This is a genomic window from Caulobacter sp. DMC95, from assembly GCF_056313785.1.
On sequence record NZ_JBQUZP010000002.1, the window covers coordinates 132,625 to 157,123 of the forward strand.

28 protein-coding genes are annotated in these 24,499 nt (G+C 67.1%); 10 read left to right on the forward strand and 18 right to left on the reverse strand.

The genetic code is table 11. The annotated features are described in order from the left end of the window. Positions 1 to 106: 106 nt before the first annotated feature. The 3 genes from rfaE1 to ACT53N_RS04525 all read right to left on the reverse strand — a co-directional run bounded on the left by rfaE1 (position 107) and on the right by ACT53N_RS04525 (position 3,667). Positions 107 to 1,558 (reverse strand): D-glycero-beta-D-manno-heptose-7-phosphate kinase, encoded by a 1,452-nt coding sequence (gene rfaE1, locus ACT53N_RS04515; protein ID WP_476062780.1) that lies wholly within the window; start codon positions 1,556 to 1,558, stop codon positions 107 to 109. 61 nt (positions 1,559 to 1,619) lie between these two features. Beyond that, on the reverse strand, positions 1,620 to 2,549 hold the full coding sequence (locus tag ACT53N_RS04520) for a cation diffusion facilitator family transporter (RefSeq protein ID WP_476062781.1): 930 nt from the start codon (positions 2,547 to 2,549) through the stop codon (positions 1,620 to 1,622). Positions 2,550 to 2,581: 32 nt separating this feature from the next. After that, positions 2,582 to 3,667, reverse strand: coding sequence for a citrate synthase/methylcitrate synthase (locus tag ACT53N_RS04525; protein WP_476062782.1), 1,086 nt, complete (start codon positions 3,665 to 3,667; stop codon positions 2,582 to 2,584). Positions 3,668 to 3,741: 74 nt separating this feature from the next. Between ACT53N_RS04525 and ACT53N_RS04530 the strand changes: the two genes are divergently transcribed. Further along, the gene (locus tag ACT53N_RS04530) at positions 3,742 to 4,920 is read left to right on the forward strand and encodes a citrate synthase family protein (RefSeq protein ID WP_476062783.1); all 1,179 of its coding nucleotides are present in this window, start codon (positions 3,742 to 3,744) and stop codon (positions 4,918 to 4,920) included. On the opposite strand, the gene ACT53N_RS04535 is transcribed toward ACT53N_RS04530, so the two are convergent. Further along, entirely contained in the window at positions 4,896 to 5,963 is a 1,068-nt protein-coding gene (locus tag ACT53N_RS04535) for a ligase-associated DNA damage response exonuclease (protein WP_476063390.1), read from the reverse strand. The genes ACT53N_RS04530 and ACT53N_RS04535 overlap by 25 nt on opposite strands. Before the next feature lie 98 nt (positions 5,964 to 6,061). On the opposite strand from ACT53N_RS04535, the gene ACT53N_RS04540 reads away from it, so the two are divergent. From ACT53N_RS04540 to ACT53N_RS04550, 3 genes are all read left to right on the forward strand, one after another. Continuing rightward, the gene (locus ACT53N_RS04540) at positions 6,062 to 6,562 is read left to right on the forward strand and encodes a PaaI family thioesterase (RefSeq protein ID WP_476062784.1); all 501 of its coding nucleotides are present in this window, start codon (positions 6,062 to 6,064) and stop codon (positions 6,560 to 6,562) included. Beyond that, positions 6,559 to 6,978 (forward strand): PaaI family thioesterase, encoded by a 420-nt coding sequence (locus ACT53N_RS04545; protein ID WP_476062785.1) that lies wholly within the window; start codon positions 6,559 to 6,561, stop codon positions 6,976 to 6,978. The genes ACT53N_RS04540 and ACT53N_RS04545 overlap by 4 nt, the downstream gene beginning before the upstream one ends. Before the next feature lie 216 nt (positions 6,979 to 7,194). Beyond that, a complete protein-coding gene (locus ACT53N_RS04550) occupies positions 7,195 to 7,293 on the forward strand; it encodes a hypothetical protein (protein WP_310213912.1) in 99 nt (32 codons plus the stop codon). 81 nt (positions 7,294 to 7,374) lie between these two features. On the opposite strand, the gene ACT53N_RS04555 is transcribed toward ACT53N_RS04550, so the two are convergent. After that, the gene (locus ACT53N_RS04555; RefSeq protein WP_476062786.1) at positions 7,375 to 8,289 is read right to left on the reverse strand and encodes a histone deacetylase family protein; all 915 of its coding nucleotides are present in this window, start codon (positions 8,287 to 8,289) and stop codon (positions 7,375 to 7,377) included. Positions 8,290 to 8,370: 81 nt separating this feature from the next. Here ACT53N_RS04555 and ACT53N_RS04560 point away from each other — a divergent pair, with 81 nt between their 5' ends. After that, on the forward strand, positions 8,371 to 9,225 hold the full coding sequence (locus ACT53N_RS04560) for an acyl-CoA thioesterase (RefSeq protein WP_476062787.1): 855 nt from the start codon (positions 8,371 to 8,373) through the stop codon (positions 9,223 to 9,225). Here ACT53N_RS04560 and ACT53N_RS04565 read toward each other — a convergent pair whose 3' ends face one another. From ACT53N_RS04565 to ACT53N_RS04590, 6 genes are all read right to left on the reverse strand, one after another. Continuing rightward, the gene (locus ACT53N_RS04565; protein ID WP_476062788.1) at positions 9,226 to 10,275 is read right to left on the reverse strand and encodes a S41 family peptidase; all 1,050 of its coding nucleotides are present in this window, start codon (positions 10,273 to 10,275) and stop codon (positions 9,226 to 9,228) included. It abuts the gene before it with no gap. Between the two features lie 57 nt (positions 10,276 to 10,332). Then, positions 10,333 to 10,920: an NUDIX hydrolase gene (locus ACT53N_RS04570; protein ID WP_476062789.1), complete on the reverse strand. Its 588-nt coding sequence runs from the start codon at positions 10,918 to 10,920 to the stop codon at positions 10,333 to 10,335. 20 nt (positions 10,921 to 10,940) lie between these two features. Next, positions 10,941 to 11,507 (reverse strand): ribosome maturation factor RimM, encoded by a 567-nt coding sequence (rimM, locus tag ACT53N_RS04575; protein WP_476062790.1) that lies wholly within the window; start codon positions 11,505 to 11,507, stop codon positions 10,941 to 10,943. Positions 11,508 to 11,564: 57 nt separating this feature from the next. Continuing rightward, complete coding sequence (gene rpsP, locus ACT53N_RS04580; protein WP_096053077.1) at positions 11,565 to 12,062, reverse strand: 30S ribosomal protein S16; 498 nt, start codon at positions 12,060 to 12,062, stop codon at positions 11,565 to 11,567. A gap of 27 nt (positions 12,063 to 12,089) precedes the next feature. After that, positions 12,090 to 13,616, reverse strand: a complete 1,527-nt coding sequence (gene ffh, locus ACT53N_RS04585) for a signal recognition particle protein (protein ID WP_476062791.1) — start codon at positions 13,614 to 13,616, stop codon at positions 12,090 to 12,092. A 338-nt stretch (positions 13,617 to 13,954) separates the two neighbouring features. Further along, positions 13,955 to 14,461 carry a DUF1993 domain-containing protein gene (locus ACT53N_RS04590; protein WP_476062792.1) on the reverse strand — a complete coding sequence of 169 codons (507 nt, stop codon included), beginning with the start codon at positions 14,459 to 14,461 and terminating at the stop codon, positions 13,955 to 13,957. A gap of 121 nt (positions 14,462 to 14,582) precedes the next feature. On the opposite strand from ACT53N_RS04590, the gene ACT53N_RS04595 reads away from it, so the two are divergent. Continuing rightward, entirely contained in the window at positions 14,583 to 15,014 is a 432-nt protein-coding gene (locus tag ACT53N_RS04595) for a CBS domain-containing protein (RefSeq protein WP_476062793.1), read from the forward strand. A gap of 61 nt (positions 15,015 to 15,075) precedes the next feature. On the opposite strand, the gene mdh is transcribed toward ACT53N_RS04595, so the two are convergent. After that, positions 15,076 to 16,038 (reverse strand): malate dehydrogenase, encoded by a 963-nt coding sequence (gene mdh / locus ACT53N_RS04600; RefSeq protein ID WP_476062794.1) that lies wholly within the window; start codon positions 16,036 to 16,038, stop codon positions 15,076 to 15,078. Positions 16,039 to 16,185: 147 nt separating this feature from the next. Here mdh and ACT53N_RS04605 point away from each other — a divergent pair, with 147 nt between their 5' ends. Next, the gene (locus tag ACT53N_RS04605; RefSeq protein WP_476062795.1) at positions 16,186 to 17,232 is read left to right on the forward strand and encodes a MaoC family dehydratase; all 1,047 of its coding nucleotides are present in this window, start codon (positions 16,186 to 16,188) and stop codon (positions 17,230 to 17,232) included. Next, positions 17,225 to 17,650: an HIT domain-containing protein gene (locus tag ACT53N_RS04610; RefSeq protein WP_476062796.1), complete on the forward strand. Its 426-nt coding sequence runs from the start codon at positions 17,225 to 17,227 to the stop codon at positions 17,648 to 17,650. The genes ACT53N_RS04605 and ACT53N_RS04610 overlap by 8 nt, the downstream gene beginning before the upstream one ends. Here ACT53N_RS04610 and ACT53N_RS04615 read toward each other — a convergent pair. Both ACT53N_RS04615 and ACT53N_RS04620 read right to left on the reverse strand, forming a co-directional pair. Continuing rightward, complete coding sequence (locus tag ACT53N_RS04615) at positions 17,647 to 18,780, reverse strand: hypothetical protein (protein ID WP_476062797.1); 1,134 nt, start codon at positions 18,778 to 18,780, stop codon at positions 17,647 to 17,649. The two genes, ACT53N_RS04610 and ACT53N_RS04615, sit on opposite strands and share 4 nt — an antisense overlap. After that, complete coding sequence (locus ACT53N_RS04620) at positions 18,689 to 19,576, reverse strand: HpcH/HpaI aldolase/citrate lyase family protein (RefSeq protein WP_476062798.1); 888 nt, start codon at positions 19,574 to 19,576, stop codon at positions 18,689 to 18,691. The genes ACT53N_RS04615 and ACT53N_RS04620 overlap by 92 nt, the downstream gene beginning before the upstream one ends. A 134-nt stretch (positions 19,577 to 19,710) precedes the next feature. Between ACT53N_RS04620 and ACT53N_RS04625 the strand changes: the two genes are divergently transcribed. Next, positions 19,711 to 20,094: a DUF2237 family protein gene (locus tag ACT53N_RS04625; protein WP_476062799.1), complete on the forward strand. Its 384-nt coding sequence runs from the start codon at positions 19,711 to 19,713 to the stop codon at positions 20,092 to 20,094. Here ACT53N_RS04625 and thpR read toward each other — a convergent pair whose 3' ends face one another. Both thpR and ACT53N_RS04635 read right to left on the reverse strand, forming a co-directional pair. Next, positions 20,095 to 20,634 carry an RNA 2',3'-cyclic phosphodiesterase gene (gene thpR / locus ACT53N_RS04630; RefSeq protein WP_476062800.1) on the reverse strand — a complete coding sequence of 180 codons (540 nt, stop codon included), beginning with the start codon at positions 20,632 to 20,634 and terminating at the stop codon, positions 20,095 to 20,097. Positions 20,635 to 20,641: 7 nt separating this feature from the next. Continuing rightward, on the reverse strand, positions 20,642 to 21,694 hold the full coding sequence (locus tag ACT53N_RS04635; protein WP_476062801.1) for an aldo/keto reductase: 1,053 nt from the start codon (positions 21,692 to 21,694) through the stop codon (positions 20,642 to 20,644). A 202-nt stretch (positions 21,695 to 21,896) separates the two neighbouring features. On the opposite strand from ACT53N_RS04635, the gene ACT53N_RS04640 reads away from it, so the two are divergent. Continuing rightward, positions 21,897 to 22,649, forward strand: coding sequence for a Bax inhibitor-1/YccA family protein (locus tag ACT53N_RS04640; RefSeq protein ID WP_476062802.1), 753 nt, complete (start codon positions 21,897 to 21,899; stop codon positions 22,647 to 22,649). A gap of 97 nt (positions 22,650 to 22,746) precedes the next feature. Here the strand turns inward: ACT53N_RS04640 and ACT53N_RS04645 are convergent, their stop codons facing one another. Continuing rightward, a complete protein-coding gene (locus ACT53N_RS04645) occupies positions 22,747 to 23,079 on the reverse strand; it encodes a DUF2794 domain-containing protein (RefSeq protein WP_476062803.1) in 333 nt (110 codons plus the stop codon). A gap of 512 nt (positions 23,080 to 23,591) precedes the next feature. Next, positions 23,592 to 24,335 carry a DUF1223 domain-containing protein gene (locus ACT53N_RS04650; RefSeq protein WP_476062804.1) on the reverse strand — a complete coding sequence of 248 codons (744 nt, stop codon included), beginning with the start codon at positions 24,333 to 24,335 and terminating at the stop codon, positions 23,592 to 23,594. Positions 24,336 to 24,499 lie beyond the last annotated feature (164 nt).

Below are 24,499 nucleotides of genomic sequence, written 5' to 3' on the forward strand. Positions count from 1 at the left end.
CAGGCTGCATCAAAAGAGCGATGCGCCGTTTTGCTTAACAACAGATTGCTGAACAGCGTTTAGCCAGGAAATCCAGGCTTTTGCGCAACTTTTCGACCCTGCCGGCTCAGCTGTTCATCCGGGCGATGAGATTTGTCGTGCTCTGGCCCTGTTTCAGCTCGGCCAGAACAACCTTGCCGCCGTAACCTAGCACAACATCAGAGCCCACCACGGTCTCGACCGTGTAATCCGCGCCCTTGACTAGGACATCGGGCCGGAAGGCCTTGATCAGCTCGAGCGGCGTGTCCTCGTCGAACAGCACGACCAGATCCACCGACGAGAGCGAGGCCAGCACCGTGGCGCGGCCCTGCTCCTTCTGCACCGGGCGGGTCGGGCCCTTCAGCTTGGAGACCGAGGCGTCGGTGTTCAGCCCGACGATCAGGCGATCACAGGCGGCCTTGGCCTGGGACAGCAGCGACACATGGCCAGGATGCAGCAGATCAAAGCAGCCGTTGGTGAAGCCGACCTTCAGGCCCCGGGCGCGCCAGCCTTCCACGATCCGCTGGGCCTGGTCGCGGTCGGCGATCTTGATCTCGCCGGGCTCCCCCTGGATGGAACTGGCGCAAGCGGTCAGCTCCGCCGCCGTGACGACGTCGGTGCCGAGCTTTGCGACCACCAGGCCGCCCGCCAGATTGGCCAGCTGCGCCGCCTGCGTCAGGTTGGCGCCGGCCGCGACAGAGAGCGCAAGGGTCGCCGCCACGGTGTCGCCGGCGCCGGATACGTCGAACACCTCGATCGCGGTGGCGGGCAGATGGATCGGCGCCTGGTTCCGCACCGCCAGGGTCATGCCCGCGCCGCCGCGGGTGATGAGAGCGGCCTCCAGGCCCGGCGCCATGGCCAGGATCGCCGCGCCGGCGTCTTCCGACGCCGCGTCGCTATTCTCGACGATGCCGGTGGCCTCGGCGGCTTCCTTGCGGTTCGGCTTGATCAGGGTCGCGCCGTCGTAGCGGGCGAAGTCGCGGCTCTTGGGATCGACGATCACCGGCTTGCCGGCTGCCTTGGCGGCGTCGATCGCGCCCCGGATCACCTCCGGCGTGAGGACACCCTTGGCGTAGTCGGACAGCACCACAACGTCGGCTAGGGCCAGTCTCGCCGCGAACGCCGCCAGCAGGGCCGCGCCGTCGCCGGGGCTGCGGTCCTCGCGGTCGACCCGCAGCATCTGGTGCGAGCCGGAGATGTAGCGGACCTTCTCGGTCGTGCGTCGCGCGGGGTCCGCCACCAGCTCGGCCTCCAGGCCCGCTTCGGCGTTGATCATCCCCCGCAGGGCCGCCCCGGCGTCGTCCTGGCCGACGAGGCCGATCAGCACGGCTTTGGCCCCCAGCGCCGCGACGTTGCGCGCCACGTTGCCGGCCCCGCCCAGCATGGCGGTTTCCTTCTCGACCGCGATCACCGGCACCGGCGCCTCGGGCGAGATGCGGTCGACCGCGCCATAGATGAAGCGGTCCAGCATCACGTCGCCGAGCACCAGCACGGTCTTGCCGGCGAACGCGCCGGGCAGATGAGCGAGGGTGTCGTCCATGAGGGTCCTTCAAGTTCTGACGGCGCTTTTGCCCCCGTCAGGGCGGGCGGGGCAAGCCTCGTCAGTCGTGCTCGACCTCGGCGAACAGCCCGCCATGCTTCTCGGCGAGGCCGCGCGGATCGCCGTGAATGATCAGGTCCGCCGCCGGGAAGGCCGCCAGCACCCGGTTCTCGGCCGCGACGATGATGGCGTGGGCCTGCGCCAACGAGATGTCGCCGGCGAGATCGGCGTGCATCTGGATGTGGATATAGGGGCCTGAGGCGCGCGTGCGCAGCTGGTGGACGCCAAGAACATTGGCGTCGGCGGTGACGAGCGCGACGATCTTCTCGCGATCTTCGTCCGGCAATTCACGGTCCATCAGCTGGTGCGAGGCTTCGCGGAACACCCCGACCGCGCCCCAGATCAGCCACAGCGCCACGATCAGGCCCGCCGCCGCGTCCACCCAGGGCAGGCCCAGCCAGGCCGCCGCGCCAACCCCGACAAGGGCGACAGCGTTGGAGGCGAGGTCGGCGGCGTAGTGGGCCCGGTCGCCGGAGATCGCGATCGAACCGCTGGCCTTCACCACGCGCGTCTGGGCGGTGATCAGGGCGAAGGTCAGGACAATCGAGATCGCCATGACCACGACGCCCGCCAGACCATGCTCAACAGGCTGAGGATGAAGCCAGGCGTTGATGGCTTCGCGCCCCACCAGGGCTCCGGAGGCGAAGACCAGCCCGCCCTGCATCAGACTGGAGAAGGCTTCGGCCTTGCCATGCCCGAAGCGATGTTCCGCGTCAGGCGGCTCAGCCGCGTAACGGACCGCATAGACGGTGATGAGAGAGGCGATGAGGTCCAGGGCCGAGTCCGACAAGGACGCCAGGATCGCCACCGAGCCGCTAGCCTGCCAGGCGATCGCCTTGACCACGATGAGCACGGCGGCGGTGGCGACTGACAGCAGCGCCACGCGCTGGGTGGCGGCCCGGATCTCGGGTGAGGCGGCGGAGAGCGACATGGCCCCTCTCTACCGCACTCGGGCCCCGAAGGCTAAGCCGCGACGCGGACCTCCGGACCGACATAGACCGATTGCGGCCGGATCAAACGGCCGCCCGCCAGCTGTTCGCGGGCATGAGCGAGCCAACCGGCGACGCGTCCCATCGCGAAGACGCAGGTGAAACTCGACGGCGGCAAACCCAGGGCCTCCAGCAGCAAGGCGGTGTAGAACTCGACATTGGTGTCGAGCGGCCGATCAGGCTTGTGCGCGCGCAGGATCTCGAGCGCAGCCTGCTCGACCGCCTCGGCGAAGGCGAGCCGGCCCGGCAGACCGCCCGAAGCGCTCGACAATCGGCGAACAGCAGCCTTCAAGGCGTCGGCGCGAGGGTCGCGGACGCGATAGATCCGATGCCCGAAACCCATCAGCCGGTCGCCACGCGCCAGGGCGTGTTCGAGCCATGGCCGGGCGTTCTCGGGCGTCCCGATCGCGTCCAGCATGTCGATGACCGGCCCCGGCGCCCCGCCGTGCAATGGCCCCTTCAGCGCCGATAGCCCCGCCAGCACCGTCGAGGTCAGGCCCGCCCGCGTCGAGGCCACCACCCGGGCGGCGAACGTCGAGGCGTTGAGACCGTGGTCGCAGACCGTCACCAGATAGGCGTCGAGCGCCGCAGCTTCGGCGTCGGAGGCCGCGAGACCCCGGCTCATACGGAGGATATCAGCGGCGTGCGACTGGGCCGGGTCCGGCGGAATCGGCGCTTGGCTGGCGGCGACGCGGAGCACAGCGGGCGTGAAGACCGCCGGCGCGGCGATCAGCATCAAGGCCGTCTTCAGATCGTCCCCGTCAGGAATCCGGGCCAGCAGGGCGCGAAGGGCCTCCACCGGATCGCGTCGAGCCAGAGCCTCATCCAGCGCGCCGACCTCTGCGAACACGACGGTGCGGGCCTCGCCCAACGCGGCGGCCAGGTCGCTGGGGGCGTCGTCGAAGAATCCGTCCAGCAAAAGGTGGGCGGCGTCCTCGAAGCGCGTGCGGCCCACGAGATCCTCCACCGCATAACCCCGGATCACGAGCCGTCCACGGGCGCCGTCGACGTCGGACAGAACGGTTTGGGCGGCGATCACGCCCTCAAGACCCTCAGACATGTGCGGTCTCCTTTCGCGGCGAAGGAGCGCCTCATCGCCTTGATCGTCAATCTTGATCAATATAATCAATCTATATGGGTGATTGGCTAGACGCGGAGCAGGTGTTGGAACGGCTGGGGATCCGACCGCAGACGCTCTACGCCTATGTCAGCCGGGGACGGATCGAGGCGGCTGCGCATCCCGCTGACCCCCGACGCAGCCTCTATCGCGCCTCGGATGTCGCGGCTCTGGCTCGCAAGAAGGCTCGCGGCCGGCGCGTCGCGGATGTCGCCGCTGAAGCGATCGCCTGGGGCGAGCCCGTACTGCCGTCGGGAATCACCACCGTGAGCGGCGGCAAGCTCTGGTACAGGGGGCAGGACGCCACGACGCTCGCGGATCAGGGGCTGACGCTCGAAAACATCGCACGCCTCCTTCGCGGCGGTCACGGCGTGGCGCTGAAAGCGTCCAACCGGCCGCCGCCGCCCGCGACGGACAGCGCCCGATCGCGCCTGTTCCTGGTCCTGGCTGAACGTGCGGGACGCGAGCCGCCCGCCAGGGGCCGCGCGCCTCTGGCCCTGGCCATGGAGGCGGCCGACCTGCTGGACGCGATCGTCGACGCAGCGACCGGCCAAGTCGGCGACGGCCCCGCACACCAGCGCTTCGCCCAAGCCTGGGGCCTAACCCCTGACGGCGCCGGCCTCGTCCGGAGAGCGTTGGTGCTGCTGGCGGACCACGAGCTGAACGCCTCGACCTTCGCCGCGCGTGTGGCGGCCTCGACCGGCGCGTCGCTGTCGGCGGCGTGCCTGGCGGGCCTGGCGGCGTTATCGGGACCTCTGCATGGCGGCATGGCGGCGCGGGTCGAGGCCTTCGTCGAAGACGCCGATCGCCGCGGCGACGCCCGTGCGGTCTCAGCCCGCCTGGAGCAAGGCGCGAACCTGCCGGGCTTCGACCATCCACTCTATCCCGACGGCGATCCGCGCGCGGCGGCCCTCTTTGCCAGATTCGAGCCGCCCGCGCCCTTGGCGGCGCTGCGCCGGACCGCCCGGACGGCGACGGGTCTGGCGCCGAATATCGACTTCGCCTTGGTCGCCCTGGCGCGCGCCCTGGCCCTGCCCCCGGACGCGCCATTCATCCTTTTCGCCACGGCGCGCAGCGCCGGGTGGAGCGCCCACGCTATCGAACAGTTGCAGACCGGCCGATTGATCAGGCCTCGCGCCCGCTATGTGGGAAGCAGACCAATGACCGCAGGCTACTCGCCCTCTTCGTCCTCGTAGCCCACCAGGCGCAAGGCGCGGGCCGGGATGCCCTGCAACTGGCACCAGCGCTCAAGGGCCTCCTCGCGCCCGTGGGTGATCCAGACCTCGCCGGGCCGCAGCTCGTCCAGCGTCGCCGTCAGCTCATCCCAGTCTGCGTGATCCGACAGGATCAGCGGCAACTCGACGCCGCGTTGCCGCGCTCGGGCCCGCACCCGCATCCAACCCGAAGCGAAGCAATCAACGGGATCAGGGAAACGCCGCGACCAGCGATCGGCGATGGCGCTGGGCGGGGCGATGACGATCTGGCCGGCGAAAGCGTCCTTCGGCCCGGAAGCGGTGGCCGGCGCCAAAGGTCCCAGGTTGACGCCATGGACCTCGTAGAGCGCGTTCAAGCGCTCCAGCGCGCCGTGGACATAGATCGTGCTGTCCCAACCGGCTTCCCGCAGCAGGCGGATCACGCGCTGGGCCTTGCCCAGCGCGTAGGCGCCGACGAGGTGGCTGCGGTCCGGGAACTGCTCGACCGACGCCAACAGACTGCGGATTTCACCGGCGTCGTCGGGATGGCGGAAGACTGGCAGACCAAAGGTCGCCTCGGTGATGAACACATCGCAGGGGACGGGCTCGAAGCGCGCGCAGGTCGGATCGCGACGACGCTTATAGTCGCCGGAGACGACCATGGTCAGGCCCTTCCAGCGCACCACCGCCTGGGCCGAGCCCAGGACGTGGCCCGCAGGAACCAAGGTCACCGAGACGCCGTCATGCGTGAAGCTTTCGCCGTAGGGGATGGCCTCGCGGCGGCCGGCGAAGTCCTCGCCATAACGCACCGCCATGATCGCCAGCGTCTCGGGCGTGGCGGCGACCACGCCGTGGCCCGCCCGCGCATGATCGGCATGGCCGTGAGTGATCACCGCCCGCTCCACAGGTCGGACCGGGTCGATATAGAAGTCCCCCGGCGGGCAATAGAGGCCGGCCGGTCGGGGACAGAGAAGGTCTTCGGGCTTGATCACGGCTGGACAGGATAACGCCTTAGAGTTCGCCGGGTTTAGAGAAAACTGCCTCAACCCGACAAACAGGCTGTAAATCATAGGGTTAGAGCGCAAGTAGCGTCGAATCCGGTTACCACTTTCGGCGTCACGCTCCAGGCGCTAAGCCTATCCGCATGAGCGATCACGAACAGACAAAACTCATCGCCACGGCGATGAACGAGGGCAGCCCCCAGGCCAAGGCCTTGGGTTTCGCCACCTTGGAGATCGGCGATGCGGTCGCCGTGCTGAAGGTCCCCTATCGGCCGGAGATCGTCGGCGATCCCGAGACCGGCGTCATCGCCGGGGGCGTGGTCACCACCCTGCTGGACCACGCCAGCGGTCAGGCGGTCCATGCCGCGATGGCCACCTGGACCTCGATCGCGACCCTGGACCTGCGGATTGACTACATGCGCGCCGCTGAGCCCGGTCTCGACGTGATGGCCCGCGCCCACTGCTACAAGCTGACCCGCTCTGTGGCCTTCGTTCGCGCGGTCGCCTACGACCGCAACCCGGAGGATCCGATCGCCACGGGCCAGGCGACATTCATGCTCGACTCCAGTGCGGGCAAGAAGGCCGGCGCCAACCTGAAGCCCTCGCGTGAACAGCGCGCCAAGACCGGAGGGCTCGATCAATGAGCGACGCCGACACCCGCCTCGTCTCCATGCTGGACTCGATCCCCTATGCGCGCTTCTTGGGCGTCAAAGCCGAGCTGGCGGGGGATGAGATGACAGCGGTCCTGCCGTTCGCCCAGCATATCGTCGGAAACCCGATGTTGCCCGCGATCCACGGCGGGGTCCTCGGCGCCTTCATGGAGATGACCGCCCTGGCCCAGCTCTCCGTCGCCGCGCCGATGAAACGTCAGCCCCGCACGATCGATGTCTCGATCGAGTACCTGCGCTCGGGCCGCCCCCTGACCACCTACGCCCGCGCCAGCATCAAGAAACTGGGCCGACGCATCGCCAATGTGCACGTGGAAGCCTGGCAGGAGACACGATCCGCCCCGATCGCGACGTTGCGTGGACTCTTTCTCGTGGCGCCCAGCGAGGATTAACACCAAAGGGCCGGCGAGACGGTTTCAAAGGGAAAAGTTTCTCTTGAAACCAAAATTTGCGATCACATTACACCCCAGTAACCTCGATTATGGGCGTCAACGTTTCTTAAATCGACGTAATGAAGCAAGAGTAACGTGTAATAACCATGGGGCGGGCCTATATCCCTCTCATCGGACGCCGACGGGGCGGCCGAAGACAAAAAAGGGATCAAGACCATGACCATGAAGACCAACGCTGTCGCCGGCTTCGCCTCGCTCGTTCTCGCGGTTCTGCCGCTCGTCGTTATCGCTGGTTCGCTCGCCTCGAGCTTCTAAGTGATCGCCGCTTAACCTCCGTCGGGCGCCGCTCCTCCTGGAGCCGGCCCGACGGAGATGGCGATGAAAAGTCGCCCAAGACTATAAAGAATAAAGACTTTTCGCCGTCCGGTGCAGGATGGCGTGGCGCGCAGCCAGACGATCAATATCCGCGTCGTAGCCGCCGCCAATCACCCCGACCACAGGGGTTTCAGAGGAAAGACAAGCGCCCAGGACATAGGCCTCTCGCCGCGCCAGACCCTCGTCGGTCAGCGCCAGCCGGCCCAGCCTGTCGTCCGCGTGTGGGTCAACGCCCGCATTGAAGAACACGATGTCGGGCCTCACCGCCGACAACAGGTCCGGCAGGATTTCCGTCAGCTTGGTCAGATAGGGCCCGTCGTCGGTCCCGTCGGGCAGCTCGACATCAAGATCGCTCACCGCCTTGCGATGCGGGAAATTCTTTTCCGCGTGCATCGAAAAAGTGAAGACGCTCGGATCCTCCTCGAAAATCCGCGCCGTGCCGTCGCCCTGATGGACATCCAGATCTATCACCAGGGCCTGGCCAATCGCGCCTTCGGCCAAGAGCCGTCGGGCCGCCACCGCCACATCGTTGAAGACGCAGAAGCCGGCTCCGCCATCCGCCGCCGCATGGTGGCTGCCGCCCGCCGTGTTGCAGGCGATCCCATGCTCCAGCGCCAGGCGGGCCGCCAGCAAAGTGCCGCCCGTGGCCGCCCGCGCCCGGGTCGCGACGCTTTCGGTGTTGGGCATGCCGATCCTACGGACGATATCGGGCGGCAGGGAAAGCTCGATGACGCCCCGCACATAGTCTTCGGAATGCGCCAGACACAGGGTCTCTGTGTCGACCAGGTCAGGACGCGCGAAACCAACCGGTCCCGCCACGGCCTCGGCTTCCAGGACGGCGGCCAGGCGCGAGAACTTGTCCATCGGAAAGCGATGGCCCGGCGGCATCTCGGCGCGGAAGGCGGGGTGATGGACGATTGGGGGCGGCGCGGACATGCCCTGACGATGGGGAGCGCGGCTGCGTGACGCAAGGAGACGGGTTGCGGCGCCGCAAAACGAGGCTTATCGCAGTGCGCCATGCAGACCACCGAGAACCTCGCCGACATCCTGGACCTCGAACCGATCGAGGTGAACCTGTTCCGGGGCGTCAGCCCGAACGACGGCTTCCCCCGCATCTTCGGCGGTCTGGTGATCGCCCAGGCCCTGCTGGCCGCCTATAAGACGGTGCCAGATCGCATCTGCCACTCGCTGCACGCCTATTTCATCCGCCCCGGGGACGTCACCGCCCCGGTGCTCTACGAGGTGGAGCGCGCCCGAGACGGCGGCACCTTCACCACGCGCCGGGTGGCCGCCATCCAGCACGGCGAACAGATCTTCAACCTGGCCGCGTCGTTCCAGACCCCGGAAGACGGCTTCGAACACCAGTCGGAAATGCCCGGCTCGGTCGACCCGGAGGGCCTGCCGACCGAAGCTGAGTTCCTGCGTAGTCTGGGCGATCAGATCCATCCGAAAATGGTCGCCATCGCCGAACGGCCTCGCCCCGTCGACATCCGCTGGATCGATCCGCAGAATCCGATGGCGCCCGTCAAGAAGCCGGGAACCAAGCAGGTCTGGATGCGCGCCAAGGCCCCGCTGGGCGAGGACGTGAAGATGCAGCAGGCCGCCCTGGCCTATGCTTCGGACATGGCCTTCATGGAAAGCGCCCTGCGCCCGCATGGCCTGATCTGGACCACGCCGGGCATCCAGGCCGCCAGCCTGGACCACGCCATGTGGTTCCATCATCCGTTCAACTTCAACGACTGGACCCTGTTCGCCCAGGACAGCCCCAGCGCCTCGCAGGGGCGCGGCCTGGTGCGCGGCCAGATGTTCAGCCAGGACGGCAAGCTCTTGGCCTCCGTGGCTCAGGAATGCCTGATGCGGGTGCGGAAGTAGCTACAGCTTCTGATCCGCTAGCAGCGCCGCCGCGGGATCGGCGATCGCGTCGGCGCGCTCCTTCTCCGACCTCGGCGTCGAGACCAGGGGCTTAGCCGCCGCCAGAGCGCGACGATAGGCTTCGGTCAGAGCGCCCTCGAGCGGCGTCTGGACATCGGGTTGGACGCCTACGCCGTCCCAGCCCTTGCCGGTCAGCGGATGGATCGCCTGGCCGTTTGGGACGAAGACCGTCAGCCCGAAGCCGAGCGGCGGGGCGGGGCGGTTGGCGGGATTGCCGCCGCCGCGCGTCCGCGTTCCGATCAACAGGCCGCGCTTATTGGCTTGGATGTCGTAGGCGAAGCCTTCCGCCGCCGAGAAGGTGCGGCTTCCGGTCAGCACGAAGACCGGCTTATCGGCATAGAGCGGCCCCGCCTCCGGCGTGTCGACCTTGCGTTGCTCGATCTCCGCCTTGCCGTCGGGCTTACGCCAATGCAACTGGGCCATGACAATCGGCGTACGGGACAGATGGCCCAGCAACCGGGTGTCGGACGCGCCGCCCCCGCCGGTGTTCTCGCGAAGATCAATGATCAGGGCGTCGGAATATTGCAGCAGGCCCATGGCTGCGTCGATCAACCGGGCGCCCTCCGGCCCCTGCTCGAAATAGCGGAGTTTCAGATAACCGATATTTCCCGGCAGGCGGCGGATGGCCATCAGGCCATAGGCGATGCGCTGGTCGATCAACGCCTGATCGGCGTCGCTGATCTGGGTGACTCTGGCGTCGCTGGTGGCCACCGAGACCTTCAGATGCTGATCGCCGGAGACCTTCAAAGTAATCGCGCTCAGCGCCTCGGCCAGGGCCGCGCGATCATGGATCTGGATCAAGGCCTCGCGCTGGGCGCGCAGCGCCTTTTGCACCTCGCTCGCCTTAGCCGGATCGAAATAGCCGTTGAGGTCGGCGATCAGGGCGTCGACCACCTGGCCCGCGTCCTTGGCGCTCAAGGGTTCGTCAGCGAAGGCGGGCGAGGCCAAGGCCAGGGCGACGGCCAGGGCCGTGATCGGCAGGATGCGCATGGAGTCCCCTCGAGAAAGCTCACGGGGGAAGTCGCATCGGACCAGCGCGCGCGCCAGTTAAGGCTGCGTCATGACCTGTTTGTCATCCGGCGCGATCTTCGCCACGCCGGCCGCCGCCAAGCCACGCAGCAGGGACGCGGCCTGCATGCCAACAGTGATCTCGCCGGCCAGGGCCATGCGGATCGCCTCGGCGAGCGGGACCCAGAAGCTCTCGATCCGTTCACTGGGCTCGTCCTGAGGCTCGGCGACCTTCACGACGTCGCGAGCCAGGATGATGTGGGTGCGGTTGGTGTGGGTGCCGGCGTTGGGGCGCGTCTCGCCGACAAGACTTAAAACCCCCGCGCAACCGGCTTCCTCCAACAGTTCGCGGCGGGCCGCTTCCACTGGATCCGTCTCGCCGGCGTCCATTCCACCGGCCACCAGTTCGGTAGAGATATCGCCAAGCGCATGGCGGTATTGCTTGACCAGCAGGACGTTGTTGTCAGCGTCCAACGCCACGACCTCGACCCAGTCCCGATACTCCAGAACGTAGTACGGCGCGATCACCGCGCCCTCGTCAGTGACGCAGTCGTCGGCGCGGAGACTGATCCAGCGGTCCTGGTGAATGTGGCGCGAGGCGGTGACCCGCCACTTTCCGTCCGACATAACCAAGGTCCTTCCGGAAATCAGTCCCGCTCGCCGAGCTCTTCGTCTTCAGAAGGGCCTTCCTGTTCGCCCACCAGGGCCGGCGGGTCGGCCAGGATCAGACCTTCGCTGATTTTCACCTCGGGCACGGCCGCCCGGGTGAACGGCAGGTACCAGGTGGGGCCGCCGAGGTCCGGCGTGACCTCGAGAATATCGCCGGCGCCGAAATTCTGGACGCTCTTCACACGGCCGAGCAGAGCGTTGGTCTGGACGTGGCGCACGGTCAGACCGACAAGGTCGGTCAGGTAGAATTCGTCCTCATCGGGCTCGGGCAGGGCCGAGCGCGGCACGTAGAGTCGCAGGCCGCGCAGCGCGTCGGCGGCTTCTTTCGTTTCGACCCCCGGACAGCGACATACCACGCCGTCCTTGGTCTTGCGCGCCGAGGCGATGGTCAGGGCCGGCGAGCCATCCTGGCGCTTCAGCGTCTTGAAGCCCGCGATGCTGAGCGGGTCTTCGGTATAGGTCGCGATCCGCACCTCACCGCGCACGCCAAAGCCGCCGGCCACGCGGCCGACCAGGATCAGCGGATCGTCGGGAGACAAAGCCATCGCCTGGACAGAGTCGCGCCGCCGTCTCGAAGGAGAACGGCGGCGCTGGAACCCTGATTAGCCTTCCGAGGCTTCTTCAGCCGGAGCTTCAGCGGCCGGAGCCTCTTCAGCTGGGGCTTCTTCCACGGCCGGAGCCGCGGCGGCGGCGGCGGCGGCTTCAGCAGCGGCGGCCTTTTCGGCTTCGGCGGCGGCCTTGGCGTCAGCTTCGGCTTGCTTGCGCTCTTCTTCGCGCTGAGCGCGCTCGGCCAGACGCTCTTGCGCCTTCTTGCCCGGCTTACCCTTTTCCGGGTTGTTGCCGGCGGTCCAGGTGGTCAGGCCTTGGGCGGCCAGGAAGCGGGCGACGCGGTCGGTCGGCTGGGCGCCCTTCTTGAGCCACTCCTGGATCGACTCGACCTTCAGGGTGACGCGGTTGGCGTCGTCCTTCTTGAGGAGCGGGTTGTAGGTGCCGACCTTCTCGATGAAACGGCCATCGCGCGGCGAGTGGCTGTCGGCGACGACGATCGAGTAGTACGGACGCTTCTTGGCGCCGCCACGGGCGAGACGGATCTTCAGCATTTGCGGTAGTCCTTAGGGTCTAAAGTTCTATTTCTTGAACGGGTTGAAGCCGGGCAGGCCCAGGCCGGAGAGAGGGTTGGGCTTGGCGTCGCCGCCACTCCCGAGGCCCGGCAGACCGGGCAGCCCCGGGAGGCCTTGGCCTCCCGCTGCATTGGGGTCGGGTTGGGGCATCTTGCCGCCACCCAGGTTCTTCAGACGGGCCATGTCGCCGCCACCCATCATCTGGGCCATGCGGGCCAGGCCCTTGCCGCCGTCCTTGGACATGGCCTTGAACATGTCGGCCATCTGGCGGTGTTGCTTGAGCAGGCGATTGACCTCGGCCACGTCGACGCCGGCGCCGGCCGCGATGCGGCGCTTGCGCGAGGCGGCGAGAATGTCGGGCTTCTTGCGCTCTTCCTTGGTCATCGAGCTGATGATCGCCTGCTGGCGACGGAAGATGCTGTCGTCGACGCCGCTCTCGGCGATCTGCTTCTTGACCTTCTGGACGCCCGGCAGAAGGCCCATGATGCCTTCCATGCCGCCCATCTTCTGCATCTGCCGCAGCTGGGCGGCGAGGTCGTCCAGGTCGAACTTGCCCTTGGCCAGCTTCTTGGCCATGCGCTCGGCTTCAGCCTGGTCGAGATCGGCCGCGGCCTTCTCCACCAGGGCCACGACGTCGCCTTGGCCCAGGATCCGGCCGGCGACGCGGCGGGCGTCGAACACGTCGAGCTGGTCGATCTTCTCGCCGGCGCCGAGGAACTTGATCGGCAGGCCGGTGACGTGGCGCATAGACAGCGCCGCGCCGCCCCGGCCGTCGCCGTCGGCGCGGGTCAGGATCAGGCCGGTCAGCGGCAGGCGCTCATGGAACGCCTTGGCCGTGCGCACGGCGTCCTGACCGGTCAGGCTGTCGGCGACCAGGATGGTCTCGGACGGGCTGGCGATGCGGGCGATCTCGGCCGCTTCGCTCATCATCGACTCGTCCAGCGTGGTGCGGCCCGCGGTGTCGAGGATCAGGACGTCGTAGCCGCCCAGCTTGGCGGCGGTCAGGGCGCGCTTGGCGATGTCCGGAGCGCTCTGGCCCGCGACGATTGGCAGGCTTTCGACCTCGACCTGTTTGGCCAGGGTCGCCAGTTGCTCCATGGCGGCGGGTCGACGGGTGTCGAGCGAGGCGACCAGGACCTTCTTACGGTCGGTCTTGGACAGACGCAGGGCCAGCTTGCCGGTGGTGGTGGTCTTGCCCGAGCCTTGCAGGCCGGCCATCAGGATGACCGAAGGCGGGTTCAGCGCCAGGTTCAGGCCGGTCGGCTGCTCGCCGCCCAGCATGTCGACCAGACCGTCATAGACGATCTTGACCACCTGGTCGGCCGGCTTGACCGAGCGGATCACCGCCTCGCCCGAAGCCAGTTCCTTGGCCTTGCTGATGAAGTCCTTGACGACCGGCAGGGCGACGTCGGCCTCGAGCAGCGCGACGCGGACCTCGCGCAGCGCCTCGTCGATGTCCTTCTCGGACAGCACGCCGCGACCGCCGAGGCGTTCGAAGACGCCGGAAAGTCGCTCTGTAAGGCCGTCGAACATGTCGAACCCTGGTTAAGTACAAGACCAAACGCGATCAGCCCCCGTGGACGATCACGTCGACGGGGGTCCTCGCCGTCCTCGTCCGGATGGATCCTGCGCTAACAGGCCGGGGTCGTGACGGTGGAGGCGCTGCTGATAAAGCGCCGGAAGTCAGGGCTTATGGCTGAAAACCAGGCGAGAGTCAAAAGCACCTCTTCATCCGGCCGTCCCGGCGAAGGCCGGGATCCAGATGGAAGGGCGCTGAGGTGGGCTCAAGAAGCTCTGAGCCGTTCCAGTCATCCCAATCGCCAAGAGATCTGGGCCCCGGCATTCGCCGGGGAGATCGGCGTTCATAGAGATCAGGCCATGCCCAGATAGTCGCGCTTGCCGACCTCGACGCCGTTGTGGCGCAGGATCGCGTAGGCGGTCGTCAGGTGGAAGAAGAAGTTCGGCTGGGCCTGACCCTGGAAATAGGCCAGACCCTTCACGACGCTGGTCTCGCCGCGGCGGGTCAGGGTGATGTCGCGATCCTCCGCGCCGTCGAAGGCGGCCGGGTCCAGGCCCTCGACATAGGCGATGGCCCGGTCGATGCGGGCGATCAGTTCGGCGAAGCTGGTTTCGACGTCGTCCCAGGCCGGAACGTCTTCGCCGGCCAGACGCGCGCAGCAGCCCTTGGCGAAGTCGGTGGCGATCTGCACCTGGCGGATCAGCGGGAACATGTCGGGATAGAGCCGCGCCTTGAGGAGCGCGTCAGCGTCCCAGCCCTTGGCCTCGATCTGGGCGGCGGCCTTGGTCAGCACGCCTTTCAAGCCCTTCAGGCCCTGAACAAAAACGGGCGCGCTGGCCTGATGGATCGAGATCGACATGGAAAGCTCCGGGAAGACGAGATGCGCCTAGATAGGGCCGCCTTGTGACGATCGGAAGCGGAACGCTTCTGCGACGCTGAGGGTTTTTAGGGCTTCGCATTCGCAACCCACGAGGTCCGCCATGAAAGTCAGCGACGCCATGACCAGCCAGGTCTCGGTCGCCCGTCCGTCCGACACCGTTCGCCAGGTCGCCGAGACCATGGCCAAGGTCGATAGCGGCGTCGTGCCGGTGGTCGACGAGGGCAAGGTCGTCGGGCTGGTGACCGATCGCGACATCGTGCTGCGCGTGGTCGCCGAGGGCCGGAGCTTCGACAGCGCGGTCTCCGAGGTGATGTCGGACGGCGAGGTGCTTTCGGTGAAAGAAGACGACGTCCTGGCCGACGCCACGGCCAAGATGGCCAACAACCAGGTCCGCCGCCTGGTCGTGCTGAATGACGCCGGCAAGTTGACCGGCATCCTGTCGCTGGGCGACGTGGCCAAGGACTACGGCGCCAAGCAGGTCGGCAAGACCCTGGAGGAAATCTCCCAGGAACCCGGCGACGCGGCGCACTAGGCAAAGAAAAAGGGCGGCCCCGCGAGGAGCCGCCCTTCGTCGTTCCAGGATCGAGCGTCGCTTAGACCAGCGAGCTGTCGATGGCCTTGCAGGCTTCCATCAGGCCCTTCACCGACTCGACCGACTTGGCGAACATCGCCTTTTCGTCGTCGTTGGTTTCGAACTCGACGATCTTCTCGGCGCCGCCGGCGCCGATCACGACCGGAACGCCCACATAGAGGTCGTTCAGGCCGTATTGGCCCGTCAGGTAGGTGGCGCACGGCAGGACGCGCTTCTTGTCCTTCAGGTACGAGGTCGCCATGGCGATCGCCGATTCCGCCGGGGCGTAGAAGGCCGAGCCGGTCTTCAAGAGAGCGACGATCTCGCCGCCGCCCTTGCGGGTGCGCTCGACGATGGCGTCCAGCTTGTCCTGGGTCAGCCAGCCTTGCTTGACCAGTTCCGGCAGCGGCAGGCCGCCGACCGTCGAGTGACGGACCATCGGGACCATGTCGTCGCCGTGGCCGCCCAAGGTCCAGGCGTGGATGTCTTCCACCGACACGCCGGTGGCTTCGGCCAGGAAGTAGGCGAAGCGGGCCGAGTCGAGGACGCCGGCCATGCCGATGACCTTTTCCTTCGGCAGGCCCGAGAACTGCTGCAGCGCCCAGACCATCGCATCAAGCGGGTTGGTGATGCAGATGACGAAGGCATTGGGGGCGTGGGCCTTGATGCCTTCGCCGACGGCCTTCATGACCTTCAGGTTGATGCCCAACAGGTCGTCGCGGCTCATGCCCGGCTTGCGCGGCACGCCGGCGGTCACGATGCAGACGTCGGCGCCGGCGATGTCGGCGTAGTCGTTGGCGCCCTTCAGGGCCACGTCCTTGCCGAACACGGCCGAGGCTTCGGCGATGTCGAGGGCCTTACCCTGCGGGGTGCCTTCGGCGATGTCGAACAGGATCACGTCGCCCAGCTCTTCGCGAGCGGCGATGTGGGCCAGGGTGCCGCCGATCATGCCGGCGCCGATAAGGGCGATCTTCGCGCGAGCCATGGGGTCTCCATCAAGGCTGTGGACAGTCAAATCTCGGGGCGCGGTCTAGACCTCTAGCGGCCCGGCCTCAAGCCCCCTTTCCCGTTTCGCTGCACTGCGGCAAAGTCGACTGAACAACGATAAGCAGCGCCAGGGGCGAGGGGCACGATGAGCAAGACCGATCCCGGAAACTATTTCGAGGATTTCCGACTGGGCCAAAGGCTGGTTCACGCCACGCCGCGCACGGTCACGGCCGGCGACGTCGCGCTCTACACCGCGCTCTACGGCCCGCGGTTCTCGCTGTTTTCGTCCGACGCCTTCGCGCAAGCCTGCGGCCTTATGTCCGCCCCTGTCGATCCGCTGATCGCGTTCCACGTGGTGTTCGGCAAGACCGTGCCCGACATCAGCCTGAACGCCGTCGCGAACCTAGGCTACGCCGAGGGCCGCTTTTTGGCGCCGGTGTTCCCCGGGGACACCCTGAGCGCGGTCTCGGACGTCATCGGGCTGAAGGAGAACTCCAACCGCAAGACTGGCGTCGTCTATGTCCGCACCACCGGCATGAACCAGCGCGGCGAGGCGGTGCTGAGCTATGTGCGCTGGGTGATGGTGCGCAAGCGCGACGCCGAAGCGGAGATCGCCGAGCAGACGGTTCCGTCGCTCGCCTCCGCCGTGGCCCCGGCCGACCTGACGCTGCCGTCCGGTGTGGACTTCTCCGCCTATGACTGGAGCCTGGCCGGCGCGCCGCACGCTTTCGAGGACTACGCGATTGGCGAGAAGATCGACCATGTCGACGGCATGGCGGTCGAGGAGGCAGAGCACCAGATGGCCACGCGCCTGTGGCAGAACACAGCCAAGGTGCACTTCAACCAATTCGAGCGCGCCAAGGACCCGTCCGGCAAGCGCCTTGTCTATGGCGGGGTGGTGATCTCGACGGCCAAGGCTCTGTCGTTCAACGGCTTGCAGAACGCTGGCCTGATCCTGGCGATCAACGGCGGGCGGCACGTGGCCCCGTTCTTCGCCGGCGGCACGGTGTTCGCCTGGAGCGAAGTGCTGGACAAGGCCGATCTCGGCTCCGCCGGCGCCTTGCGCCTTCGCCTCGTGGCCACCAAGGACCGCCCTTGCGACGACTTCCCGGACAAGGACTCCGAAGGCGCCTACAACCCAGCGGTCATCCTCGATTTCGACTATTGGGCGGCGGTTCCCAAGCGTGGCTGAGTTCCAGCTCGATCCCGCCTTCGTGGCGACCTCGCACGCCGTGATCGATCTTCCACTCTGCGAGCTCAGGCTGCAGGACGACGCCCGCTATCCCTGGCTGGTGCTGATCCCACGCCGGCCAGGCCTGCGGGAATTGGAGGATCTGAGCCCGACCGATCGCGCGCTGCTTCTGGAAGAGACCATCCGCGCTGGCGCCGCTGTGCGGGCCGTAGGGGCGACGCTGAGGCTCGCCGTCGACAAGCTGAACGTCGGCGCCTTGGGCAATGTCACCGCCCAGCTCCATGTCCACGTCGTCGGACGACGGGCTGACGATCCAGCATGGCCTGGCCCTGTGTGGGGCCATAGCCCCGCATTGTCCTACGATGAGGCTATCCGCCTCTCAGCAGTCGCAGCAGTGCGGGGCGTGCTGACGCTCTAGCGCTTTTTGCTCTTGGCCGTCGCCTTGCCCTTGCGGGCGGCGGTCGCCTTGGCCTTGCCCTTCTTGCTCGCCGAGGCCTTGGTCTTCTTAGCGGCGGCGGCGCACTTGGCCTTGGCGGCCTTCAACGCCTTGCCCTTCTTGCCCTTGGTCGAGCAGACGGCCTTGGCGGCGGGCGCAGGACGGCTGGCGACGACGCGCGGCGGCCAGACATAGGGGCCGCGCCCCTGCGCCTCGTATCCAGGGGGCGCCTCGGGCAGGATTCGTTCGGCCTGCACCGCGATCGGGAGGCCGTTCTCGTAGAGCTCGCCTGACCAGACCTCGTAGCCGGTGCGACGCAAGGTCAGCACGGCGGACTCGCCGCCGCGCGGACTGAAGCGGGCGATGATCTGGTCGCCGTCCTGCCGGAGGTCGTCGATCAGACCCGTCGAGCCGACCGAACCGGGCCGTCGCACATCACGCCAAGCGCCTTCGAGTTCGCTCGCGCCGCCGACCTTGTCGACGATCTGCAGAGCCAAGAGCTGCGCGCCGTCGGCGCCGGTGACCCTCCAGCTCCCATCGAGAGGGCCTTGCAGGTTCTGCGCCGCCGCCACAGAGCCCTTGACCCTCAACTCATAGATCTGCGCGGTCGTCAGGTAGGCGCCGGGCGTGGTCGGGGCCTCGGGCTCGGGCGGCGGAATCGGCAGGATGCGGCCACGACGGCGCGGGGCCGGCGCGGCCGCCGTTTCAGCCGCCTCTTCGTCAAGGGTCTGGGCGCTCTGGGCGATCAGATCGGCCAGGGGGTCCAAAGCCTCTGGGACCTGGGCGGCATCGGCGCCGGACGGCGTGACCTGAGGCGCGGCGCCGACCGGCGCTTCGGGAGCCGGAGCAGCCGACTGGGCGCCTGGTGGAGCGCTCTGCGTCCCGAAGGTCGGCACGTAGTCCGAGAGCGGGGGCATCGCCGGAGTCTGCTGCTGCGCCAACGCGGGGCTGGCGACCAGGACGACGGAGAGAACGATAGCCCGCATAGAAACCTTCAACCGCCGCCTAGCCTTGGACCGCCTAACCTTGGGCTGATCGTCCCGAAATGGCCTCCGCCACCGCGACAAGACGCTCTGCCTGCGCCAGATGCAAGCGCTCGGCCATCTTTCCATCGACTCTTAGAGCGCCTTTGCCCGCATTTTCCGGCGCATTGAAGGCCGCGATGACCGCATGGCTCCACGCGACGTCCTCGGGCGAGGGCGAGAAGACGCGATTGCAGATTTCCAGGTGCTTGGGGTGGATCAGGGTCTTGCCGTCGAAGCCGAAGTCGACGCCCTGCACACAGACCGCCTCCAGCGCCGCCAGATCCTCGATGTCGTTGTGCACGCCGTCCAGGATCATCAGCCCGTGAGCCCGCGCGGCGGCGACAGACAAGGTCAGCAACGGCAGGAAGGGCGCGCGATCCGGGGTCTGGCGCGCGCGCATCTCCTTGGCGAAATCGTTGACGCCCATCACCCAGGCCGACAGACGCGTTCCGTGGCGAGCCTCGGCGATCTCCCACAGGTGGAACGCCGCCTTCGCCGTCTCGATCATGGTCCAAAGGCGCGTGCTCGGCGGCGCCGCCGTCAGGTGCTGGTCGTAGAGGCGCACGTCGGCGGCGTCATTGACCTTGGGAACGAGCACCGCGTCCGGCCCCGCCTCGGCGGCGGCGGCCAGGTCGTCCGCGCCCCACGGCGTATCGATCCCATTGACCCGGATCACCACTTCGCGCGGACCGAACCCGCCCGCCTTCACCGCCGCCACGGCCGCCTCGCGCGCGGCGGGCTTCATTTCGGGCGCGACGGCGTCTTCCAGGTCCAGAATGATGACGTCGGCGTCCAGGGTGCGGGCTTTCTCGACCGCCTTGGCGTTGGAAGCCGGCATGTAGAGAGCACTGCGGCGCGGACGGTTGGCTTGGGCGGTGGTCATTGGAACTCCCCTGCGGTCTTTTGTGCTTTGCCGCGACCTTAGCATTGCTGCGACGCAGCAAAAGCCTTCCCGCACAAATCATCGCCACGGGGAGGCCGCTTGTCGCCCGCCGGTCTGGAGCGCAGGATCGGCGCATGACCACCACCCGCTATGACAAGAACGCCAGGAATGTGCTCGGCCAGGAACTGCTCCCCTGCTCGTTCGATCCCGTTACAGGCTTCTATCGCAATGGCTGCTGCGAGACGGGTCCGCACGATCTGGGCCTGCACACCGTCTGCGCCGTGATGACCAGTGAGTTCCTGGCCTTCTCGAAGGCTCAGGGCAACGACCTCTCCACGCCGCGTCCAGACCTCGCCTTTCCAGGGCTCAAGCCTGGCGATCGCTGGTGCCTGTGCGCGGGACGTTGGAAAGAGGCGCTGGACGCCGGCGTCGCACCTCAGGTCGTGCTCGAGGCCACGCATGAGGAAATGCTGGCGGTGGTTCCCCTGGGTGTCCTCAAGGATCACGCCGCCGCCTGATCAGGCTTGTAGCCGGTACTCGCGCTCAAGCCGATAGGCCGAACCTTCGCGCGTCCGCCAGCTGGAATAGAGGCCGAAGCGATCGACCGTGAACGCCGGGGAATGCAGCAGGTTGTTGGCCTGGAGCCAAGCGCCGACCTCCGAAACCGCCGGCCGCTTCAGATAGGCCAGGGTCACGTGCGGGGTATAGAGACGGCTTTCAGGCTTCAGGCCCGCCGTCCGCGCCGCGCGCTCATGGCTCTTCTGCAACTGGCGAAGTGGCGCGCTCTCGTCCACCCCGGCCCAGACCGCGTGGATGTCGGCGCCCTCGCCGAAGTGACCCGCGCCGGCCAAAGACAGGTCGAACGGCGCGGCGGCGATCTCCGCCAGAGCCTCGTCGAGGTCAGCCGCAGCATCCTCGGCCACGTCGCCGACGAAGCGCAGGGTGATGTGAAACGCCTCCAGAGGCCGCCAGCGCGCGCCCTCGATCCCGTGCTGGCGAGAGAGCAGGCCCTCGCCGATTTCGGGCGGGATGGCGATGGCGGTGAACAGGCGGATCATCGACGCTTTACGGGCACGGATTGGGGTGGCGCAGGTGGATGGCCTCGACCGCCTTTTCAAGCTCGTCGGTCCAGGTCAGGTCGAAAGCGTCGATATTCGTCTTCAGCTGTTCCATCGAGGTGGCGCCGATGATGGTGGCGGTGACGAACGGGCGCGCATCGCAGAACTTCAGCGCCAGCTGCGCGGGGTCCACGCCGTTCGCGCGAGCCAGCTCGACATAGCTGCGGAACGCCTCAAGCGCGCCGGGGCCCTCATAGCGTTGCATCCGGTCATAGAGCGCCTTGCGCGAGCCCGGCGGGAGCGCGCCGTCCAGATACTTGCCCGTCAACTGCCCCTGGGCCAGCGGCGAATAGGCCAGGAGGCCGACCTGTTCACGCATGGCGATCTCGGCCAGACCATATTCGAAGGTGCGGTTGGCCAGGTGATAGGCGTTCTGGATCGAGGCGATGCGGGGCAGGCCGCGCGTGTCGCTCTCCGACAGGAAGCGCATCACCCCCCAGGGGAACTCGTTGGAGACGCCGACGTGGCGAACATTGCCCTTCTTCACATGGGCGTCCAGCGCCAGCAGGATGTCGCCAAAGCGCTCGAAGTCCTGGCTGTAGTCCTTGTAGGTCTGACCCCCGAACACGCGCACCCGCCGGTCGGGCCAGTGCAGCTGGTAGAGGTCGATATAGTCCGTCCCCAGGCGCCGCAGCGAGCCTTCGACCGCCTCGTCAATCTGCGCCTTGGTCTGGCGCGTCACCGCGCCGTCCTTCCGCAGCCACGGCAGGCCGCCGAAGGCCGCGCCCTGGCCGGCGACCTTGGAGGCCAGCACGATCTCGGACCGCTTGCCGGTCTTGCGCAGCCAGGAGCCGATATAGGTCTCGGTCAGGCCTTGCGTCTCGGGATTGGGCGGGCTGGCGTAGAGCTCGGCCGTATCCCAGAAGTTCACGCCCCGGCTCAGCGCGTAGTCCATCTGCTCATGGGCCTCGGCCTCGGAGTTCTGCGACCCCCAGGTCATGGTTCCTAGGCAACAACGCGACACCATCACATCCGACCGGCCGAGCTTGGCGTATTCCATGAGCAATGCCTCTTTTTCGCGGAGCCTGCGTTGTAGGAGGGTCCGCGCGCGCCTCGCAAGATGGACCGTAGGGAAAGGGATCCCGCCGCCGCTTTCGCGAACGCATACCATGAACGCAGGATTGGGGGATTGCGTCCCGGCGCGCGACACACGATATTCAAAGCGCGTCCATGGTGGACGCCTAGCTCAAGGGCTTAATTCTATGAACGACTTCAACCGCGGCTATGCGCGCTCGATCCCGGCGGATCGCGCCGACATGTCGGTTGACGCCGGCCTGCGCAAATTCATGCTCGGCGTCTACAACAAGGTGGCGCTGGGTCTGGTGGTTTCTGGCGCGCTCGCCTACGCCACCTCGTCCGTCCCCGCGATCCGCGACCTGATGTTCGTGGTGCAGGGCGGCCGTCTCGCTGGCGTGACCCCGCTCTACATGGTGGTGGCCTTCGCGCCGCTGGTGCTGATGCTGGTCGCGGGCTTTGCGATGCGGAACCCCAAGCCCCAGACGGCCGGCGCGCTTTACTGGACGATCGTCTCGCTGATCGGCGCGTCGCTGGGCGCGGTGATGCTGCGCTACACGGGCGAATCGGTCGCCGCGACCTTCTTCGTGACCGCCACGGCCTTCGGTGGCCTCAGCCTGTTTGGTTACACCACCAAGAAGGACCTGACCGGTTTCGGCAGCTTCCTGATGATGGGCGTGATCGGTCTGATTGTGGCCTCGCTGGTCAGCATCTTCCTGAAGAGCCCGGCGCTGCTGTTCGCGATCAACGTGCTCGGCGTGTTCATCTTCTCGGGCCTGATCGCCTATGACACCCAGCGCCTGAAGATGACCTACTACGAATTGGGCGGCGACCGCGCCTCGATGGCGGTGGCGACCAACTTCGGCGCGCTGAGCCTCTACATCAACTTCATCAACCTGTTCCAATTCCTGCTGTCGTTCCTGGGCGGCAATCGCGAATAGGTTGGAGACTTCATCGCTTGGCGATGACGGAAGCCCCGGCGGACACCCGCCGGGGCTTTTTTGATTGCTTCGCCATTGAGGCCGATCGCTCGGCGTTTCAGTCGACGACCGCGAACTTGCCTCTCTCAAAGACGCGCAGGACCTGAGCCAGCTCATGGCCGCGCTTGAGGACCTGGCCGCCCTGACCATAGACGGCCCAGGCCCCCTGCTTGCGCGCCAGGGCCGGGCGCTTTTCCACCCGGTAGAGCGGGGCTTCGGCCGCGTGACGGAAGATGGAGAACACAGCGCTCTCGGACAGGCCCGCAATGCCGTAGTCGCGCCACTCCCCAGCCGCCACCATGCGACCGTACAGGCGCATCAGCTGATCGAGCTCGCGCCGCTCGAAGAAGACAACGCCGCTGAGCGGCGCGGATGAAGACTCCAGGGCCATGGTCGGAATCTATCGTCAAATCGACGGATTGAAACCATCCGTGTCACGACGGCCACGCCCGCAGGAAATGCTACGCCCCCGTCACGCGGCGCCCCGATATGACCTTAATTCGGTCCATCCCCCGCCCGGTTGCGACTGGATAACATCACTGTCGGCTGATCGGACGCCCTGTGGTCCAGGATCCTGAACAGCCCCCCCAGCCCCCAGATCATGGGCCGGTCAGCCGACAAACCTATATCCCCTCCCCCGAAATGAGCCCGCGCGGACTTCCCCCACCGCGCGGGCTTTTTCGTGCGCCTTGATCGGGCCATGCTCCGCCGCGAAACGACCTTGATCCGGTCGTTCCCCCGCCGCGTTGAGCCGCGATAAGGGAAGGGTCGAAGACGACCGGACCGGGTTCCTGACCAGCCCCCCAGCCCTCCCGGTCGCCAACGGTTGTCTTCGGCTGACAAAAGGACCCGCGCGGCTCGTCCCCTCCAGCCGCGCGGGTTTTCCTTGTCCGGCTTTTGGGATCAGCGCTCGACGCGCTTGGCCTCGCCCACGCTTTGCAGGACGCCCAGGATACGCCCGCCCTTGGCCCCCTGAAGCAGCACGACCGTCACGAGGTCGTCGTCGTTGGCGGCGGGCAGACGATAGAGCTTGGGCTTGCCGGCCCAGGGGCCCAGCCTCACCAGTTCGCGGACGACATTCCGGTGGACCAGGGTCTGGCCCTTGTTGTCGCCGCGCTTGATGGCGATGTCCTGCTCGCGCGGATCGTAGCGCACCAGCCAGACCTCGCCGCCGCCACGCGGAGCCGGACCCGAGCCTACAGCAACGCGGGCCTTGCCGATGAACTGCATGTCCGGCGGACTCAAGCGCGCGCGGGCCGCCGTCTTCACCAGATCCTCGACCGCCTCGGCCTTGGTCCCGGAGGCCTGAACGCGGCCGGCCACGACCATCTGCGGCGTGGGCACGTCACGAAGGGCGAACTTCTTGGCGTAGGCGCGCTGGCGCTCGGCGAAGACCGGCTTGGCGAAGGTGTCCTTCCAGCCCAGATAGTCCCAGTAGTCGACCGCATAGGTCAGGGCCAGAACCCCGTCCTGCTTGGCGAGGTCGGCGGCGACCTGATTGGCCTTGCCGCAAGACGAGCAGCCTTGAGCCGTAAAGAGCTCCACCACCACGGGCGGCTTCTGCGCCCACGCGACGCCCCCCCACGACAGGGTGGCGACGACGCCGGACAGAACCAGGCTGAACAGGGAAAGGGCGGCCTTACGCATCGAGCGCACTTAAGCCAAGAACGCCCCGCTTAGCCGTTCACGAGGCCGTGAATAGCGGTGTCATGTGGGGAGAAAGCGCACCGACATCGTTGTCAGTTCGCCTCACAGACGAAAACGGCCGGCCCCGCGAGGGACCGGCCGCCTTTTTTCGAGATGCCGAAGCG